The organism is Chloracidobacterium sp. D (assembly GCF_018304685.1).
GTDB lineage: Bacteria > Acidobacteriota > Blastocatellia > Chloracidobacteriales > Chloracidobacteriaceae > Chloracidobacterium > Chloracidobacterium thermophilum.
The window spans coordinates 547,712-565,750 of sequence record NZ_CP072634.1; the positions used below are offsets into that span (position 1 = coordinate 547,712).

An 18,039-nucleotide genomic window follows, 5' to 3' on the forward strand; every position below is an offset into this window, starting at 1 on the left:
CCAAAGGCTGTGGCGTGCTGTACAGGCGTCATTGGCCGGGTTGCGACCTGTGCTATGCTTTCCTTTGGCCACGGTTGCACCACTCACCTCTCTGCGTTGCCAGGGAAACACCTGATGACGTGTGGTTTTCCGGTCATCATTGTCACCGAGGGCATGAACCGTGAAACGTTCGCTCAGGCTATGTTACTCGCTCATTCTCAGCGCCCTGCTTATTCTGCTGGCTCCACTGCGTGAACATCAGGCCCATCCCCAGGGGATGCCGACCATTTCGGCTGCAGATGAACTGATGCACCGGGCGGCGCTGCTGGCCCAGTCGTTGTATGGACGCCCTCCGGCAGCGCGTGAGGAAAGTGAATACCTGGCCCTGGTGAATGTGTACACCCGCGCCATCGCGCTGGATACCAATGCGGCGGCCGGGGATGCAGCGCTCGTGGCCCGGGCGGAGCTGTTCCGCGAAATGGCGCAGTTGTTCAACAAACCGCGCTATCTCTATGCCGCACTGGACAGCTATGACGCTGTGCTGCGCCGCTATCCCGATGGGCCGTTCATTGTCCGCGCCCTGGTCGGGGTGGCGCGGATTCACGAGCGCGATCTGAAAACGCCCGAAGCGGCGATGCAGGCCTACGGCGAAATCATCCGCCGCTTTCCACAGTCGGTCAGCGCCCGCGAGGCTCTGGCCTGTGTGGCGCGGCTTCAGTCCACGGCCGGACAGCGGACGCCCCGCGATGTCGCCGAAGCCTATTCCGAAGATGATGCCGCTGGAGTGACGACCATCAGCCAAGTGCGTCATTTTTCGGGGCCGGACTACGCGCGGGTCATCCTCGACCTGAGCATTGGCACAGCTTACGAGCGGCGGGTTGAAGGGACATCGCTGGTGATTCGACTGCCGTCGGCCCGGCTGTCACCGCTGGTGACGCCGGTGCAGAGCTTGGCTCCGGCCAGCGGAATGCTGCGGCAGGTCCGGCTCACCAGCCGGGAGGGTGGTGTTGAAGTGCGCATCGAGTGCACGCGCCTGCGCGACTTTGCCATCTTTGCCCTCGACAACCCGGCCCGGCTCGTGGCCGATGTGCGCGGCGCGCAACCGATTGCCGAGGAACCAACGCTGCTGGCGGAGTCGCCCATCCCTTCGTCGGGGGCCGTGCCGGGGTCACTCGTCCGTGCCCTGGGCCTCAAGGTCAAGCGCATCATCATCGATCCGGGGCACGGCGGCTCGGACACCGGCGCCATTGGCCGGGACGGTATCTACGAAAAGGATGTCGCCCTCGACATTGCCCTGCGCCTGCGTGCGGCCATTCAGCGGGAACTCAAGGATGTCGAAGTCCTGTTGACGCGCGATACCGACCGGTATGTGCCGCTGGAAGAACGGACGGCGATGGCCAATGCCCGGCAGGCGGACCTGTTTATTTCGATTCATCTCAACTCCAGCCCGACGCCGTTGGCCAGCGGTGTGGAAACCTACTTCCTGAGTCTGGATGCCACGAAGGAGGAACTTGAGGTTGCCACCCGCGAAAATGCGACGACCTCGCGCAGCGCCGGTGAGTTGCAGGGGCTGCTTCAACGCATCATCACAGACACGCGGGTGGCGGAGTCGCGTACCTTTGCCCAGAGCATTCAGAGCAGTCTGGTGGCGGGTCTGGGTCGTATCAGCCCGACAGCCGGCTTCAATCGCGGCGTCAAAAAGGCGCCGTTCGTCGTGCTGCTGGGGGCTAACATGCCGAGTGTGTTGACGGAAGTTTCCTTCCTGAGCCATCCCAAGGACGGCGAGGCACTGCGCACAATTGAGTTTCGGCAGAGCATTGCCGAGTCGCTGTGTGATGGCATCAAGCGGTACATTGAAACTCTGAAGCGTCCGGGCATGGTCGCGGCCGAGTAGCGCCGGGCGGGATTCCACATGCCCGTGCGAAGCGTTTTGTCACGCCACTGAAGCCGTGCCGGTTGGCTGGAGTGTGCACCCTAAGTCCGCTTGAAGCCACGTTCAATCAGCGACATATCGAACCGCAGGATGACCGGCCGGCCATGCGGGCAGTTGGTCGGCTGCGCGCATTGGAACAGTTCATCCACGAGCCAGGTCATCTTTTCCGGCGTCAGGTTCATGTTGACCTTGATGGCCGCCCGGCAGGCCAGGCTGGCTGCCAGCTCGCGCAGGAAATGCTCGCGGGAGACAGTCTGCTGCTCGGACACCAAGGCATCCAGCAACTCGGTCAGCAGGGTTTTGGCGTCCTCTGCACTCAGGTCGGCCGGTACGCCCTGCACCGCCACCGTGCGCCCGGCCAGGCGGGTGGTCCGAAATCCGGCAGCTTCCAGCTCACTTTCCAGCGCGTCAAACACCGTCGCCTGGGCCGGTGACAAATCCACAACCAGTGGCGTCAGCAGCATTTGCACCAGTACGTCGCGTGCCAGCAGGGCGCGTACCCGCTGCTCGAACAAAATCCGCTCGTGGGCTACGTGCTGGTCAATAAGCAGCAGTCCATCGGCGTCGGCCGCCACAATGTAACTGTCGTGAATCTGTCCCAGGATGCGCACATCCGTCCGCCGTCCGTCCGGTGGATGCAGTTCAGCCGTGGGCCGGGTCGGGTGCGCCTGCCGGACTGTGCCAGCGCAGCGCGTCCGGGGACGGCCGCCCAGAATGCTGTGCAGGCGGGCGGTGGCTTCATCCAGTGGCTCCGGCGTCGGCAGTGTGGGCGCGGATGGCGTCGCAGAAGCGAAACCTGCGCCGGGATGGGGTGTCGCCGTGAAAAAGGGCGGCGGTTGGCGCTCATTCCGGCCCGCAGTTGCCGGAACGGTCACGGGTGGCGGTGGCGCCAAGGCCTGAAGCGCCGCCTGAACCGCCGGTGCTGACGGCTTGCGTGTCTCCGTGGGGGGGGAGGTGGCAGCAGGGGAGATGGGCGGGTGCGCCGGAGGCGTCGCCGCCGTCGTGGGGAAAGGCGCGAACTGGGGCGACCGTCCAAGCGCCTGCTGTACGGCCGTGACGATGCTCTCCAGCACATGTTGCGGTGTGCGGAAGCGCACTTCGGTCTTTTGGGGATGGACGTTGACATCCACCATGTCGGGCGGCACTTCCACAAACAGCATCGCAGCCGGAAACACGCCCGGCGGCAGGATGTTCCGGTAGGCCTCTGACAGCGCCCGACCGATGAGCTTGTCCCGTACGAAACGGCGGTTGACGAAAAGGTACTGTCCGTCCCGGCTTGTCCGCTGGACGTGGGGACGCGAGACAAAGCCTCCGACGGTAATCCCACCCTGGGCAAATTCGACGGGCACCAGACTGTCAAGCAGGTTCGCGCCGAAAAGCTGGTAGGCGCGGGCGCGCAGATCGGTTGTGGCCGTCACGGCCAGCACCTGCCGTCCGTTGTGTTGCAGGGTGAAGCCGCACTGCGGATGCGCCAGCGCATAGTGGGTGACGAGATTCGTGATGTGGAAGGCTTCCGTCGCTTCGGTTTTGAGAAACTTGCGCCGGGCCGGGAGGTTGAAAAACAGGTCGCGCACAAGGATTTCCGTGCCGCCGGGGGCAGCGACTTCGCGGACGTGCCGCAGCTTCCCGCCTTCGAGACAGACTTCCGTGCCGGAGGTAGCGCCGTGCAGTTTGGTCGTGAGCGTGACGCGCGCCACCGAGGCGATGGCTGCCAAGGCTTCACCCCGGAAACCGAAGGTTTGAATCGCCATGAGTTCTTCAGCCGTACGGATTTTGCTCGTGGCGTGACGTTCAAAGGCCAGGATGGCATCGTCCTGCGTCATCCCTTCGCCATCGTCCCGAATCCGAAGGCTTTCCTTGCCACCACGTTCAACAGCAAGGTCAATCTGGCGGGCCTGGGCATCAAGGGCATTTTCGAGGCACTCCTTGACAATTGAAGCCGGACGCTCGACGACTTCCCCGGCGGCAATCCGGTTGGCGACGACATCCGGCAGAATGCGAATCTTGGACATAGGTTCTGGCTATCCGTGGGTAAGGTGAGTGCCGCCGTCGGCTTCACATCAGGTCAATGGGGTCAATTTCGATGAAGACGTGGCGGCGCTCCGTGTCGGTCAGCGCCGGCAGCATGTGCCCCAGCGCGTGACGTATCTGCATGCGCTGGCGGCCCTTGAGCAGGATTTGAAACCGGTACTCGCCGCGCAGCCGGGCAAGCGGCGCCGGGGTCGGACCCAGAACGCGCAGCGGTGTATCCGCCGGTGCGGCTTGGGGGATAGCCGCACGCAACAACTCTGCCGCTTTTTCCCCCAGCGCCTGACCTTCAAGTTCCCGTTCGTGACGGATGATGACCGTGGCCAGGACACAGAAGGGCGGGTAGTACGCCGCCTGGCGCTGGATGAGTTCCTGTTCAAAAAACGCCTGATAGTCCTGCCGGCAGCCGGCCACCAGGGCATAGTGTTCGGGGCGGTAGGTCTGCACGATGACCCGTCCGGGGCGGTCGCCGCGGCCGGCGCGGCCGGCAACCTGGGCGATGAGTTGAAAGGTGCGTTCCGGGGCGCGGAAGTCCGGCATCATCAGCCCGGCATCCACCGAGACGACGCCGACCAGCGTGACATTGGGAAAATCATGCCCTTTGGCAATCATCTGCGTCCCGACGAGAATGTTGAGGCTGCCGGAGGCGAAGTCGTTGAAGATACGCTCAAAAGCGCCGCGTCGCCGCGTCGTATCGCGGTCAAGGCGCGCAATGGCAAGCGTGGGAAACAGCTCGCGCAGGCGGGCTTCGAGCTGCTCCGTTCCTTCGCCGACGTAAGCAATGCCTTCGCCCTGGCACTCCGGGCAGCGGCCGGGCGGTGGCGTCGTATAGCCACAGTAGTGGCAGGCCAGGTAATGGTCGGTGCGGTGGTAGGTCAGTGTGACCGAGCAGTGGGGGCAGGTGATGACGAAGCCGCACGCCCGGCACAGCCAGCAACTGGCGAAACCGCGCCGGTTCAGCAGCACCATGACCTGTTCGCCCTGGCTACAGGTTTCGGCAATGGCCGTCTGGAGTTCATCCGAGATGAAGCGCGGCTCCCGGTGGCGCTTGAAGACTTCCCGCATGTCCACCAGGGTCACTTCCGGCAGGCTCCGGTTGCCGATGCGCTGCGGCAGTTCCAGCCGGGTGTACTTCCCGACCACGGTATGCTGGAACGTCTCGATGGCCGGCGTGGCGCTGCCCAGAATGACCGGACAGTTGAGCCGGCTGGCGCGCACAATGGCGATGTCGCGTCCGTGGTAGTGCGGCATGCTCTCGGACTGCTTGTAGGACGTGTCGTGTTCTTCGTCCACGACGATGAGGCGCAGGTTGACCAGTGGCGCAAAGACGGCCGAGCGGGTGCCGATGACCACCCGGGCGTCGCCTGACCGGATGCGCTCCCACTCGTCCACCCGTTCACCCGGCGACAGCGAGGAATGGAGCAGCGCCACCAGCGAGCCGAAACGCTGGATGAGCCGGCGCGCCAGCAGTGGGGTCAGCCCAATTTCCGGTACGAGCATCAGCGCCGAGCCGCCACGTTGCAGGACGGCGCTGATGGCGGCCAGATAGACTTCCGTTTTGCCGGAACCCGTGACGCCGTGGAGCAGAAAGGTGCGGAAGTGTCCGCTGTCGTGGGCGGCCAGAACCGCATCACAGGCCTGGCGTTGTTCCGGCGTGAGTTCGGGGGCCGGTTCCGCCGGCAGGGGCGCCAGATGGGCCAGCGGGTTGCGCCGAATGGTCTCCGGGGCGATTTCGACCAGCCCTTTTTTGGCCATCTGACGGAGTACCGCCGGGCTGACCTCGGCCTCAGCGACCAGCTCGGACACCAGCGCCGTCGGCGTTTCGTCCAGGTACGCCAGAACGCGCGCCTGTGCCGGCGACAGTGGGCGTTCCGGTTGGTCGGCAGGGCGTTCTATCCGTCGCACGACCAGCCGCCGTTTGAGTCGGACCGTCGCTTCGCCGGTGCGGGTCGTGATGCTGACCAGTCCCAGGTGTTCCAGTTCACGCGCAACCTGCCGTGGGTTTTTCCCGAAGCGGTCAGGAGGCAGATCATCGAGCCGAACCGCCCCACCGACTTCCACCAGCCACGCCAGCAGGCGTCCGTTCCGGGTGCGGGGCGAAACGGAACCGGCCTGCACGGCCCGGCGTCCGTCTTCGGTGAGTTCAATCCAGTCTTCGAGGCGAACATCGAGACCGGGCGGCAGGGCCACCTTGAGGGTCTCGCCCCACGGTGCGTAGTAGTAGTCAGCGACCCACTGGGTGAGCTTCAGAATCTCATCGTTGATGACCGGTGTTTCGTCAATCCAGTCGGCAATGTCCTTGACGGCGGAGGGCTGCCCCGCCGGTTTGGCCGCCAGCGCCGCCGGGAGTTGCTCGTGGATGGCGACGACATACCCGATCAGGGTCTGGCGTCCAAAGGGAACGACAACCCGGCAGCCCGGCCCGGCCATGGCGTGGTACGCCGCCGGGATGCGGTAGGTGTAGGTTTGGGTCACGGCCGCCGGTACTGCCACTTCGGCGTAGAGTTCAGGGGGAGCAGGGAACGTTTCCGGCATGACACACAGGCACTCCCCGGCAGCTCAGGGCGCGGCGGGGAACAGTCTGGGGGACAGGGGCGCCTACACGACGACAACCAGTGGGACAATGGTCGGTTTCTGTCCCGTGACGCGAATGATATGGCGTTTGAGCGCCAGGCGCAGGTGTTCCTGGAAGTGTTCCTTGCCGCCGTTGATGCGCTCGGCTGGAGGCAGGGCTTCGACGGCAGCCAGCACCACATCGCGCAGTTCGGCAATTTCTTCCTCGTCGCCATCTACGCCCAGATAACCGCGCGTGGTGATTTCCGGCGGCCCGAGCAGCATTCCGGTGGATTCCTCCACGGCGACGCCGGCAATGACGACGCCTTCGTAGGCCATGCGTTTCCGGTCGCGGAGCAGGGTTTCATCGAGTTCAAGCGAGCAGGTGTCGTCAATATACACCCGGTTGATTGTAATCTTGTCGCCCAGCCGGGCCGTTTCGCCGTCGAGCACCACGACATCGCCGCTTTCGACGAGCAGGACGCGGTCGGGGCTGTAGCCCAGCGTCTGACAGGCAAAGAGCTTGTGCCGGTACAGTTGCCGGTATTCGCCGTGAATGGGAATGAAATACTTTGGGCGCACGGCTTCGAGCATCAGGCGCAGGTCTTCCTGGGCCCCGTGTCCCGACACGTGGATGCGCGCCTGGGTGGCATCAATAACCTGGACTTCATTGCGGTAGCAGCGGTTGATGAGCCGTGAGATGGCCTTTTCATTGCCCGGAATCTGGCGGGCCGAAAGCACGACTGTGTCGCCGGCTTCCATCCAGGCCTGCCGGTGGCTGCGGTCGGCAATCCGCCACATTGCCCCCATCGGTTCACCCTGGCAGCCCGAAGCCAGCACCACGGTTTCGCCTGGCTCATAGTGCTTGAAGTCCTTGGCGCTGACCAGAAGATCGGCCGTGTCGAGAAAGCCGGTGCGTTCGGCAATCTCGATGTTGCGCTCCATGGCCCGGCCGACCGCGACCACCTGCCGTCCGAACTGCCGGGCGAGGTCGAAGACGATCTGAATGCGGTGAATGCTTGAAGCAAAGCAACTGACGAAGATGCGTCCGGTGGCGCGGTCGAAAATTTCCTCCAGCGCCGGGATAACAACCCTTTCGGAGGGCATCTGCCCTGGACGCTCGATGTTGGTTGAGTCGGACAGCAGCGCGAGCACACCACGGCGTCCGACGGCGCGCAGGCGTTCGACATCAATGGCGTCGCCGCAGACAGGCGTGGCGTCAAACTTGAAGTCCCCGGAGTGCACCACCGTGCCAATCGGCGTGGTGATGGCCAGCGCGCAGCAATCCACCGTGGAGTGGGAAACCCGGATGTATTCGACGGAAAACGCACCGACCTCGACGGTCTCACCGGCGCGTACCGGGTGCAGTTGGGTCGTGGCCAGCAGGTGATGTTCTTCAAGGCGCGGCTCGACGATGCTGAGGGTGTAGGGCGTGCCGTACACCGGCACATTGACCTTTTTGAGCAGGAACGGCAGTGAGCCGATATGGTCTTCGTGGCTGTGGGTGAGCAGAACGGCCCGCACCTGTTCCCGGTGACGTTCGAGAAAGGTGAAGTCCGGGGTCATCGAGTCCACACCAAAGTGCCCGACTTCGGAAAACATCAAACCGGCGTCAATCACGATGATGTCTGCGCCGTAGCGCAGCACCATGCAGTTCATGCCGAACTCGCCGAGTCCGCCCAAGGGGATGATTTCCAGTGTGGTATCGTGTGCATTCATGCCGCCTGCCTTGCGCCGGCCGGAGGGTGGCCGGCAATGAGTGGTTGGTGAACCGGGAGAAGTTCCCAGTCATAGTAGCGAAGTTTGCCGTCGGCGGCGATGTGTGACAGCTTTGTTTCTGCCATCCCGCCTGCTCCCGCTTTGGCGTTGCCCATGAACCTGACGGGAAAAATCGGTTTGGTCATTGTCGTGGGGTTGCTGCTGGTGGCGTTGGTTGGACCGTTCTTCATTCCGCTGGAGCGGGTGACGTTTCAGGACCTGGAACGCAGTTTTGACCCGCCCTCGTGGCAACATCCGATGGGGCTGGACGAAAACGGCCGCGACATCCTGGCGCGGGTTGTCTATGGGGCGCGAATTTCGCTGTCCGTTGGGGTGACGGTGGTGGTCATTTCAGCCACGGTTGGTCTGCTTCTGGGGTTGCTGTCCGGCTACGCCGGGGGCTGGGTGGACCGCTTCATTTCCGGTTTCTGGTTCAACGTGTTTCTGGCCTTTCCGGGCATTCTGCTGGCCATTGCCACCGTGGCCTTTCTCGGCGCCAGCCTGGCGAACCTCATTTTTGCGCTGTGTGTGATTGGCTGGGTAGGGTATGCCCGGCTTATCCGGGCGCAGGTGCTCAAAGTCCGGGAGTACGACTTCGTGACCGCGGCCCGGGCGCTGGGCGCCAGCGACCTGCGGATTCTGTTCCGGCACATTCTGCCGAATGCTGTGCAGCCGTTGATTGTGCAGGCGAGCCTGGGGATGGCCGGGGCCATTTTGGCTGAGGCCAGTCTGAGTTTTCTGGGGTTGGGGATTCCGCCGCCGATGCCAAGCTGGGGGGCGATGCTGAGTGATGCCCGGACACACTTCGCTTCAGGGTGGCACCTGACTGTTTTTCCAGCCGCCATGATCACCCTGACGGTACTCGGCTTCAACCTGCTGGGAGATGGATTGCGGGAGTGGCTCGATCCCAGGCAGCGCCCCCGGTGAGCATGGGCGCGCGGCTGGTTGCTTCCATTCCCGGTATTGCCTAGCATCAGGGCCACAAACCGCTTGCCTTCTGAGTTTGTTGCCAACCCGCATTTGTTTTCCGGCAGACCGCCTGTTGCAGAGGTCGCACCGTTGGGTTCAGGGAGGAACTTGTCCGTATGTCTGCGCCAAACCAACTGGGACACATTCAGCAAAGTTTCAATCAGGTCTTGCAGATGATGTTGTCGGTCTCCGACAAGGTGAGCGACCTCATCTTTTCACCGGGGCGTCCGCCGCAGGTCGAACTTGTCGGACAACTGCGTGCGGTCAAGATTCAGGGGTTGGAGCAACTCACGCCGCAGCATACCCACGCCTTTGCACAGGTGTTGCTCGCCAACAATCCGGCCAACCTCGAAAAGCTTGAAAAGTTCGGTTCGGTGGATTTGTCCTACAGTGTGCCGGGGCACTCGCGTTTCCGCGTCAATGTCTTCAGGCAGCGGGGCACGGAAGCCATTGTCATGCGGGTGATTCCGAATCGGATTCCGACGCTTGAAGAATTGGGGTTGCCGCCCCAGCTCCGCCAGATTGCCGACCTCAAAAACGGCATCGTGCTGGTGACGGGGCCGACCGGAAGCGGCAAGTCCTCCACACTGGCGGCCATCATCAACCTGATCAACGAGACGAAGTACTACCACATCGTCACCATTGAAGACCCTATTGAGTTCATTCACCCGCACAAAAACTCCACAATTCACCAGCGCGAGCTGCACAGCGACACGCCGGATTTTGCCTTGGCGCTGCGGGCTGCCCTGCGGCAGGCGCCCAAGGTCATTCTTGTCGGTGAAATGCGTGACCGCGAAACCATCGAAATTGCGATGGAAGCCTCTGAGACAGGGCACCTGGTGCTCTCGACGCTGCACACGATTGACGCGGCCAAAACCGTGGATCGCATCATCGGCGTTTTCCCGAAAAGTGAAGAGCACATTGTGCGGACGCGCCTGGCGCAGTCGTTTCGCTACATCATTTCCCAGCGGCTCATCCCACGCGCCGACCAGCGGGGGCGGGTGGCGGCCATCGAAATCCTGCGTTCGACAATGCGGACCCGCGAATACATCGAAAAAGGCGAAACCGCCGGGAAAACCCTCGTGGATGCCATGCGCGACGGGGAAATCGAAGGCATGCAGCATTTTGACGGGGTGATCGAAAAGCTCATCCGCCAGAATGTCATCACCAAAGAGGACGGTCTGGCCTACGCCACCAATCCGGGCAACCTCATGTTGCAGTTGAGCGACATGGGGCGTCCGTCGCCGCAGGATGTCATGCCGCCGACCACTGGCGGCCACCGTATACCCAGTGAGTCTGCCAAGCCCTCACCTGCACCGGGGGTACGTCCCGGCTCAATGCTGGATATGCTTGAACGCTGATGGCGTGTGCCACGTCCCCCTGTCCTTGTCCCCAGCCGGACAGAAAGGCTTTTTTCTGGCAGGGCCCTCTGCCGCGCGGCGGCCCGTTGCGTCATGGGTTATCAGTCGGTTAGTGTTTCTGCCTGAACCATTTCCGGGCTGGAGGAAATTTCGCCATGGACGCGGCTTCCAAGGCATCTGCTGAGGCATCGCCTCGCACCTTCGAGGCGTTCTTCCCACACTATCTCGCCATGCACAGCCATCCCATGACGCGCATGTTCCACTTCATTGGGACGATTTTGCAGGTACCTATCCTGCTGGCCTGTGCCCTGACCGGCTGGTGGTGGGGGCTGCTCGCCATTCCGGTCGTATCTTATGGTCTCGCCTGGTTTTCCCATTTTGTCTTTGAGCGAAACCGGCCCGCGACGTGGACCAACCCGTGGTACTCCCTGCTCGGCGATTACAAAATGGTGGGCATGATGCTGCGGGGGCAGTTGTGGCGCTGACGCGCGTCACACGCCAGTCTATTGCCGGCCGGTAGTCGCTGGGGCGCTGGCCGGACGCTGTTGATGCTTCCTTTCCTTCGGCTGAAGCGACGGGTGCGCCATGCTGACTTCCGTCTGGGGAACGGCGCTGCTGCATCTGCTGATTGCCACCGGCCATGGCTTTCTTGGGGCGTGGCTGGCGGTGCGGATGGTGTTTCGTCCCCGCCGGGCGTGGCGACTGTTCGGCTGGCGGATTCCCTTCACGCCGGGCATGATCCCGGCAGAACGTGAGGCCTTTCTCAAACGCTTCGCCAATGTCATTGCTGAGCGGGTGCTGACGGTCGAAACCATTGCCGATGAAATCATGGCGTTGGGAATCGAGGGGGAAGTGGGCGCGGCATCCCTCCGGCACTATGCGGAGCAAACTTCCAGCGAGGAATTCCTGCGCCATCTGGCGCAGCGCATTGTCGCGTTGCTGGCCGATGAACGTAACGCTGCCGGTATCGGACGCCGGCTGACCGAAGGGTTTGCCAATGTCGTCATTGAGGAAGTCGGGCACACATACGGTCTGGTCGGGCGTCTGATTGCCCACCGGCTTGTGGAACTGGGGATGCTCAAGCGCATCCTCACCCTGGCGCTCGAAGACATCGCCGTGCTTCTGAGTCAGAACGAGCCGGCACGGACCGCCATGGTGGAAACCATCACCACTGTGGGCAGCCACCTGTTTGCCTCGGAGGCGGTCAACCTGCACGTGATGGCTTCGGATGTCACGCCGATTACCGAGTTTGTGCAGTCGCTTGGCCGCCGGCTTGACATTGAGACCCTGTTGCGGACCCAGCTCGAACGTCTGACCGACCAGATGATTGAGGAACTCATCTACCGCGCAGCCGGCCGGGAGTTACGCATGATTGTCCGCTTCGGGGCGCTGGTCGGTCTGGGTGTGGGAATTCTTCAGGCCGGGCTTTTTCTGTTGACGGAATCCTGAGAACGATGCGGGAACGGCCGGGTGGTTTACTCCGGGGGGGTGGAGGCGTCTGCGCTTTGGGAAGTCGCCGTCGGCCGGGTGCTCAGCCGTTCCTGAATGAACGCCAGCATCTTCTGGAGCACTTCTTCCGGTGAAAGTGACGACGTATCGAGCCAGATGGCATCGTCGGCGCGGCGTAGCGGGGCAATGGCCCGGTTGTAATCCCGGCGGTCACGTTCGAGCACGTCCAGGCGGGTCTGTTCGCGGGTGCAGTCCACACCGCGTGCGCGCTGCTCGGCATAGCGGCGTTCGGTGCGTGTTTCCACGCTGGCATCGAGAAAAAACTTCACGTCGGCATCGGGAAACACGTGGGTGCCGATGTCGCGTCCGTCCATGACGACCGTCCCTTCAGCGCCCATGCGCCGCTGCTGAGCCACGAGCGCCGACCGGACGCCGGCGATAGCCGACACAATTGAGGCATAGCGGCTGACGACGGGCAGCCGGATGTCCTCGGAGACATCCTCGTTGTCAGCAAAAACCTGCAGGTGAAACGGATCGCCGGCCAGTGTAATCGCTGTGGTGCGGGCAATTTCGGACAACCGGGCTTCCTGTTCGGGGTTCAGGGGTTCGGGTGGGTCGCTGGGATGAATCACTCCCAGCCGGAAGCCCTTGAGAGCGACAGTGCGGTACATGGCACCCGTGTCGATGTAGAGCGCGCCAAGCTGCGCCGCCAGAAGCTTCCCGATGGTGCTTTTGCCGGCGCCGGCCGGACCATCAATGGCAATGACGATGTGTTGAGCGGGCGGTGTGACTTCCTTCATAGGTGTCAGGGCCGCTGTGGGCTGCCGCGCAGATGCTGCGGGCGGTCTGGAGTATGTGACCTTCAGAACACGGCTTCTCCGGCCAGATCGGCGATGACCAAGGGATAGACGACATCCAGAAACTGCTGGACGATATAGCCGGAGGCGCCCCAGATTGGGTCACGGTCGGCATGATGGAAAAAATACACATTGCGGAGACGGTGATTGACGATGAACTGCCGCACTTCACGGGCTTCAGTCCGCGCAATGACAGGTAGTGGAACTTCGATGAGGGCTTCGGTTTCACGGTCATCAAGGCGGAACTCCATAGGGTAGGGAATGACGCCCACCACTGGAGTAATCCGAAAACCGGTATGCGTGGCAAAGGTTTCGAGCAAACCAAGCACCAGCACCTGCTCTGCCGGCAGACCGATTTCTTCCTGGGCTTCGCGCAGCGCCGTCATCACGGGGGAGATGTCCTGGGGGTCGCGCCGTCCGCCCGGAAAGGCTACTTCCCCACGGTGGCGACGCAGGTGGGAGGCCCGCTTGGTCAACAGCAGGTGGGGGATACCCTGCTTGAAAAACAATGGAACCAGTACCGCCGCCTGCACGTCATCACCGCCGGTCGGCTGATAGCCGGCATCCCACGGTTGCAGCACTTGCGCCGCCTGCCGCGTAAACTCGATGCTGACCGTGTAACGTTGTAAGTCAGCCCCACCCTGGCTGCTGACGGACCAACCTGATTGGAGATGGATACCCATGCGGATGTTATACGTACTCGTGCTGCTTGGCGTTTGGTTCACCACGGCGGAGGGACAAACCCCGCGTCGCCGTGCCCTGCCGCCGTCCCCGGTTCCAGTGACGACCACGCTCCCTGACCGGATGCCAGCCGAGCCGTCGGCCGGGGTGTCGGGTGCCCCGGACGCCGAGCCGCCCGATCCCATCGTGCGAGAACTCCAGGCCCTGGTCAAGGCAGTCGTGGCGCTCAAGGCGCAAACCAGGGTGCAGGCCGCCAATGTCCTGCTGGATACCCTGCTCAAACGCCAGACCACGCTCGAAGGCCAGATCGAAACCATTCAGTCTGAGTATGACCGGGTACGCGCTGAGCGGGCGGCCAACCTGGCACGGTTGCAAGACCTGGCGGCGGAAGTGTCGCGTATGGCTTATGTGTCCCAGGCAGAGGCCGAGGCGCGCGTGCGGGCCGATGTGGCCAGTCGGGATGCCGCCTTTCAGACCCGCCTGACGAGTCTGGAGGCCCGTTTCAACGAAAAGCGCGCTGAACTGGTGCAGGTCAATGCCGAAATCGAGTTGCTCAAGGGCCGCCTCCGGGGCTTCATTGACGAGCCGGCTGAGACTGGCCAGCCCTGATACCGCAACCAGTTTTCCGGCAGGAACCTGCTGAAAGGGATAGCCACCTTCCGAGTGGCTTCGATAAAGTCTGCGGCACCAAGGAAAGCTCTCTGCGCTTGCATTCGTTGACGCTTTCAGCGAATGGGCCACACTACCTTTACTCAGGAGTCCTGCAATCTATGCCTTTCGACCTGCCAGAACTACCTTACGCCAAGGATGCCCTTGCACCGCATATTTCGGCGACGACATTCGAGTTCCACCACGGCAAACACCACAAGGCCTATGTGGACAACACGAACAAACTCATCGAAGGCACGCCCCATGCCGACAAATCACTGGAAGAAATCATCCAGGCCGCCCATACCGATGGCAATGCAGCCCTGTTCAACAACGCTGCCCAAGTCTGGAACCACACCTTTTTCTGGAATTCGATGAAGCCGAACGGCGGCGGCGCACCGACGGGTGAGCTGGCCGACCGCATCAATCATGCCTTCGGCGGACTTGAGCAATTCAAGGAGGCTTTCAAGCAGGCCGGCGTGACGCAGTTTGGCAGCGGTTGGGCCTGGCTCGTCCTTGACCAGGGCGACCTGAAAATCATCAAAACCGCCAACGCCGACCTGCCACTCGTCCACGGACAGACGGCGCTGCTGACCTGTGATGTCTGGGAACATGCCTACTACCTTGACTATCAGAACCGCCGCCCGGACTTTCTCCAGGCGTATCTGGACCACCTGATCAACTGGGATTTTGCGGCGGCCAATCTGGCTCAGGCGGCCTGACGCCAGCCTGACTTCAGCCGCGTCAGTGTCAAAGGGCAGCCGGGAGAACCTCTCCTGGCTGCCCTCGACTGTTTCCAACGCGGCTTGGGATGGGCCGGTTAGTCGAGCACTTTCACATCGGTCTGGAAGCGCCGGTAGTTGGTGTAGCGAATCTCCAGCCGGATACGGATGGACTGGTTCGGAAACTCCAGCGTGTCATCGGCATAGACGTAGGTTGGAAACCAGAACCTGCCATCAATGTTTTCGCGGTAGCTCTCGAAGCGCGGGAACTTGTTGTTTCGGTCTTCGGGCAGCGTCCGCCCGGCCGTTTTGACCACCATGAGGTCCTGGGTGTCCACCCAGACGCGGCCGGCGAAAAACCGCTTCCCGCCCTGCTCGAATTTGGGGACGCGCTTGGGGCGAACGTCAAAAACATAGGTGTCGAGTTCGTCGAGCCGCTCGCGCGTCACGTACTCGATGTTGTAAAGCGGGGCGTTTTCCCTGGTGATTGCAAAAGGCTTCGTTGTTCCGAAGTCTTCCAGATCGGCCGGAGTGATCTGTAGTCCCTGCAGGGTCGAAGGCGGAAAGCGTTTGACTTCTTCGCGGCGCTGTCCGCTTTCGGTGAAGGAAACCTCAGAAAGCCGGTAAAACTCACCTGTCGGCCGGTCATCGAACCCAATGGTTTGCATGCGCACTTCCTGGCGATAAATGTAGTTGGCGAACTCCCGCAGCAGCAGGGATTCGTTCTCGGTGAAACGTTCGATGACCTGGGCGATGTCAAGGGGGCTGCCCCGACGCACGTTAGGGGGCGTGCTGCGACCAGCATTGGGGGACGGGAACTCCTGCTCCGCTGAACCGGTCGGCGGCTGGGTCACGGTGCGTGGGCGGCCGCCGCTTTGTGCCGGGGCTGTAACAATTCCCAAACTGCCCCACCCAAACAGGGCAATGACCAGAAACACCATACACTGTTTGGAAAGTGTCCGACGAACATGGTGGAGTGTCATGTCGGTATCCTTTCAGTATCCTTGTCATCAAAAACTCAATGCTACGCCATAGCGACGACGCGCTGGAATCCGTTGGAAGCATAGCAGGCAGAGACCGTTTCCTGGACTTTGGCTGGGTCGTGTATGCTTAACCGCCGCTTGACACGCAGAGCAAGACACCACAGCCTTCATCCAGGCCGCACAAAGCGGATGCCACTGAGTTGCTATGAAAAACCTTATTCTTTCGGCTATCCCGTTTTTTCTGCTCACCATCATCCTGGAAGCTGTCTGGGACAAAATCAAGGGAACGGGCTTCGTCACCTGGAAAGACAGCCTGACCAACATCGCAATTGGCACTGGAAGCCTGCTGGGCAAATTCATTCCCACCGCGGCAATTTACTGGTTCTGCTGGTACATTTCACCGTTCAGAATCGAACCCGCCTGGTGGTCATGGGCCGTGGTGCTGCTGCTCGATGACTTCTTCTACTACTGGTTTCACCGGATCAGCCACGAGAGCCGGTTCTTCTGGAACATGCACGTTGTCCACCATTCGAGCGATCACTACAACCTGAGTGTGGCCGTCCGCCAGAGCTGGTTTGGGGGATTGGTGGCGTGGGTTTTCTACGTGCCTATTGCATTGCTCGGTTTCCCGCCGGAGATGATGCTGACGGCGCATGCCATCAATCTGCTGTATCAGTATTGGATTCACACGCAATTCATCGGGCGTCTGGGTTGGCTCGAATGGATTTTCAACTGTCCGACACACCATCGCGTTCACCACGGCGTCAACGAACCTTACCTGGACAAGAACTACGGCGGGATTCTCATCATCTGGGACCGGCTCTTTGGCACCTTTGCTGAAGAAACCGAGCCGGTACGCTATGGCATCATCAAGCCCCTGCGCAGTTACAACCCGCTGTGGGCCAATCTTCATGCCTGGAAGGAAATGTTTGACGCGATGCGTACCCGCCCGACATGGCGCGAAAAATGGCAGTGTGTCTGGGGCGCACCGGCAATGCATCCATCCCAAACCCCGGTCTGGCAGCCGGAGACAAGGGCGGCTGCGCAGGTCTGAACTTGCATCGCCAGGGCAGGTTGGGGCAAGGTGTCGGGGCGCTGCCTGTCACGCTGTGCCGGTGTGTTTTCGTCCCCTCTGATGGTGCGGCGCAACCTGGAGGGTATCCCGCGTGGGATGCCACCCTTGGGAGGTGGCAAGACGATGGCCTGCTTTCAAGACCCACAGAAACGCTTTTCGCCGGTAGAAGTGGTTGAACGGTTGCTCATTCTGTACCACTGCGGCGACACACCGCCGTCCCTCTATCTGGCCTCGGACTTCGATCTGGCGCTGTATCTCGACGGTCTGGGCTTTGATGCCTACAGCCGCGAGCGTCTCGTCGGGCAGCACCGGGCAATAGACTTCAATCGCTTTTCGATGAACGTCCTGCCGAGTGGTGATCGGGGACACAGCCACCTGACGGCGCACTGAATGGCTTGTAAGCGGCAGTCCTGCCGGTAGCACCTTACAAACTCTACCTGGTTGCCGCTGGCAAGGTGTCCATGTTTGCTCTCCGCCTTGAGCTAACGCCTTGTGGACCTATGGTTTGAGCTTCGATAGGGATTACTTTATTACAATTGTTACTTCATCGTCGAGAATTGTTACTTCGAATTCAGTTCCATTTTTTGTAGCTTTTATTACTGTAAAAGGAGATGACTCTTCGACCTGATAGGAGAAACCTTTTTCTTCAAACTTCTCTTTGTAGTAAGAGACCACATCTTCTTTTGGGCAGGTCGTTTTGATGGTTATTTCTCCCTCCGAACCAAATTCTGCTTCTACTTCAGTATCTGAGTCACGACAAACAAGCCAAGCACGTTTTGAAGGAATTTCCACTGTTTTGGATTGCGCTCCTGAATCTGAAATTCTCATTTTTGTTCTTCCAGGAAGTGATATTTCTACCTCTGTACTAGGAAATAACTCTACTTCTGCACCAGAAGGCAATTTTATTTTCCTCGGAAACCCATATTTCGATATCATAGGTATCGAAGGAATGATCCCTATCACCAGAAAGCAGGCAAGGGTTACAATGTACATCTTCCAAAATTTCTGCTGATCCTGGTTTTCGGGTTTTCTGAAGTACATAA

17 protein-coding genes are annotated in these 18,039 nt (G+C 61.2%); 9 read left to right on the plus strand and 8 right to left on the minus strand.

What is annotated here, in order from left to right:
* Positions 1–160: 160 nt before the first annotated feature.
* Complete coding sequence (locus J8C01_RS02360) at positions 161–1,873, plus strand: N-acetylmuramoyl-L-alanine amidase (protein WP_211432249.1); 1,713 nt, start codon at positions 161–163, stop codon at positions 1,871–1,873.
* 80 nt (positions 1,874–1,953) lie between these two features.
* On the opposite strand, the gene mutL is transcribed toward J8C01_RS02360, so the two are convergent.
* From mutL to J8C01_RS15490, 4 genes are all read right to left on the minus strand, one after another.
* The gene (gene mutL / locus J8C01_RS02365; RefSeq protein WP_211432250.1) at positions 1,954–3,924 is read right to left on the minus strand and encodes a DNA mismatch repair endonuclease MutL; all 1,971 of its coding nucleotides are present in this window, start codon (positions 3,922–3,924) and stop codon (positions 1,954–1,956) included.
* A gap of 43 nt (positions 3,925–3,967) precedes the next feature.
* On the minus strand, positions 3,968–6,475 hold the full coding sequence (gene priA, locus J8C01_RS02370) for a primosomal protein N' (protein WP_211432251.1): 2,508 nt from the start codon (positions 6,473–6,475) through the stop codon (positions 3,968–3,970).
* A gap of 63 nt (positions 6,476–6,538) precedes the next feature.
* The gene (locus tag J8C01_RS02375; protein ID WP_211432252.1) at positions 6,539–8,212 is read right to left on the minus strand and encodes a ribonuclease J; all 1,674 of its coding nucleotides are present in this window, start codon (positions 8,210–8,212) and stop codon (positions 6,539–6,541) included.
* Positions 8,209–8,337 carry a hypothetical protein gene (locus J8C01_RS15490; protein ID WP_256444029.1) on the minus strand — a complete coding sequence of 43 codons (129 nt, stop codon included), beginning with the start codon at positions 8,335–8,337 and terminating at the stop codon, positions 8,209–8,211. Before J8C01_RS15490 ends, J8C01_RS02375 begins: the two co-directional genes overlap by 4 nt.
* 28 nt (positions 8,338–8,365) lie before the next feature.
* Here J8C01_RS15490 and J8C01_RS02380 point away from each other — a divergent pair, with 28 nt between their 5' ends.
* The 4 genes from J8C01_RS02380 to J8C01_RS02395 all read left to right on the plus strand — a co-directional run bounded on the left by J8C01_RS02380 (position 8,366) and on the right by J8C01_RS02395 (position 12,030).
* Positions 8,366–9,178 carry an ABC transporter permease gene (locus J8C01_RS02380; RefSeq protein ID WP_014098983.1) on the plus strand — a complete coding sequence of 271 codons (813 nt, stop codon included), beginning with the start codon at positions 8,366–8,368 and terminating at the stop codon, positions 9,176–9,178.
* 158 nt (positions 9,179–9,336) lie between these two features.
* Positions 9,337–10,581: a type IV pilus twitching motility protein PilT gene (locus tag J8C01_RS02385; RefSeq protein WP_211432253.1), complete on the plus strand. Its 1,245-nt coding sequence runs from the start codon at positions 9,337–9,339 to the stop codon at positions 10,579–10,581.
* Between the two features lie 155 nt (positions 10,582–10,736).
* Positions 10,737–11,066, plus strand: a complete 330-nt coding sequence (locus tag J8C01_RS02390) for an Mpo1-like protein (protein WP_041569042.1) — start codon at positions 10,737–10,739, stop codon at positions 11,064–11,066.
* A gap of 100 nt (positions 11,067–11,166) precedes the next feature.
* Positions 11,167–12,030 carry a DUF445 domain-containing protein gene (locus J8C01_RS02395; RefSeq protein ID WP_014098986.1) on the plus strand — a complete coding sequence of 288 codons (864 nt, stop codon included), beginning with the start codon at positions 11,167–11,169 and terminating at the stop codon, positions 12,028–12,030.
* Between the two features lie 26 nt (positions 12,031–12,056).
* Here the strand turns inward: J8C01_RS02395 and cmk are convergent, their stop codons facing one another.
* Positions 12,057–12,830, minus strand: a complete 774-nt coding sequence (cmk, locus tag J8C01_RS02400) for a (d)CMP kinase (protein ID WP_014098987.1) — start codon at positions 12,828–12,830, stop codon at positions 12,057–12,059.
* Positions 12,831–12,892: 62 nt separating this feature from the next.
* Positions 12,893–13,570: a CoA pyrophosphatase gene (locus J8C01_RS02405; RefSeq protein ID WP_014098988.1), complete on the minus strand. Its 678-nt coding sequence runs from the start codon at positions 13,568–13,570 to the stop codon at positions 12,893–12,895.
* On the opposite strand from J8C01_RS02405, the gene J8C01_RS02410 reads away from it, so the two are divergent.
* Both J8C01_RS02410 and J8C01_RS02415 read left to right on the plus strand, forming a co-directional pair.
* Entirely contained in the window at positions 13,569–14,177 is a 609-nt protein-coding gene (locus J8C01_RS02410; protein WP_014098989.1) for a hypothetical protein, read from the plus strand. The two genes, J8C01_RS02405 and J8C01_RS02410, sit on opposite strands and share 2 nt — an antisense overlap.
* Before the next feature lie 161 nt (positions 14,178–14,338).
* A complete protein-coding gene (locus tag J8C01_RS02415; RefSeq protein WP_211432254.1) occupies positions 14,339–14,938 on the plus strand; it encodes a superoxide dismutase in 600 nt (199 codons plus the stop codon).
* A gap of 98 nt (positions 14,939–15,036) precedes the next feature.
* On the opposite strand, the gene J8C01_RS02420 is transcribed toward J8C01_RS02415, so the two are convergent.
* Complete coding sequence (locus J8C01_RS02420) at positions 15,037–15,921, minus strand: LolA-like protein (protein ID WP_211432255.1); 885 nt, start codon at positions 15,919–15,921, stop codon at positions 15,037–15,039.
* A 205-nt stretch (positions 15,922–16,126) separates the two neighbouring features.
* Between J8C01_RS02420 and J8C01_RS02425 the strand changes: the two genes are divergently transcribed.
* Both J8C01_RS02425 and J8C01_RS02430 read left to right on the plus strand, forming a co-directional pair.
* Entirely contained in the window at positions 16,127–16,975 is an 849-nt protein-coding gene (locus J8C01_RS02425) for a sterol desaturase family protein (protein WP_211432256.1), read from the plus strand.
* A gap of 63 nt (positions 16,976–17,038) precedes the next feature.
* Complete coding sequence (locus tag J8C01_RS02430) at positions 17,039–17,386, plus strand: hypothetical protein (protein WP_211432257.1); 348 nt, start codon at positions 17,039–17,041, stop codon at positions 17,384–17,386.
* Positions 17,387–17,518: 132 nt separating this feature from the next.
* Here the strand turns inward: J8C01_RS02430 and J8C01_RS02435 are convergent, their stop codons facing one another.
* Positions 17,519–18,037 carry a hypothetical protein gene (locus J8C01_RS02435; RefSeq protein WP_211432258.1) on the minus strand — a complete coding sequence of 173 codons (519 nt, stop codon included), beginning with the start codon at positions 18,035–18,037 and terminating at the stop codon, positions 17,519–17,521.
* Positions 18,038–18,039 lie beyond the last annotated feature (2 nt).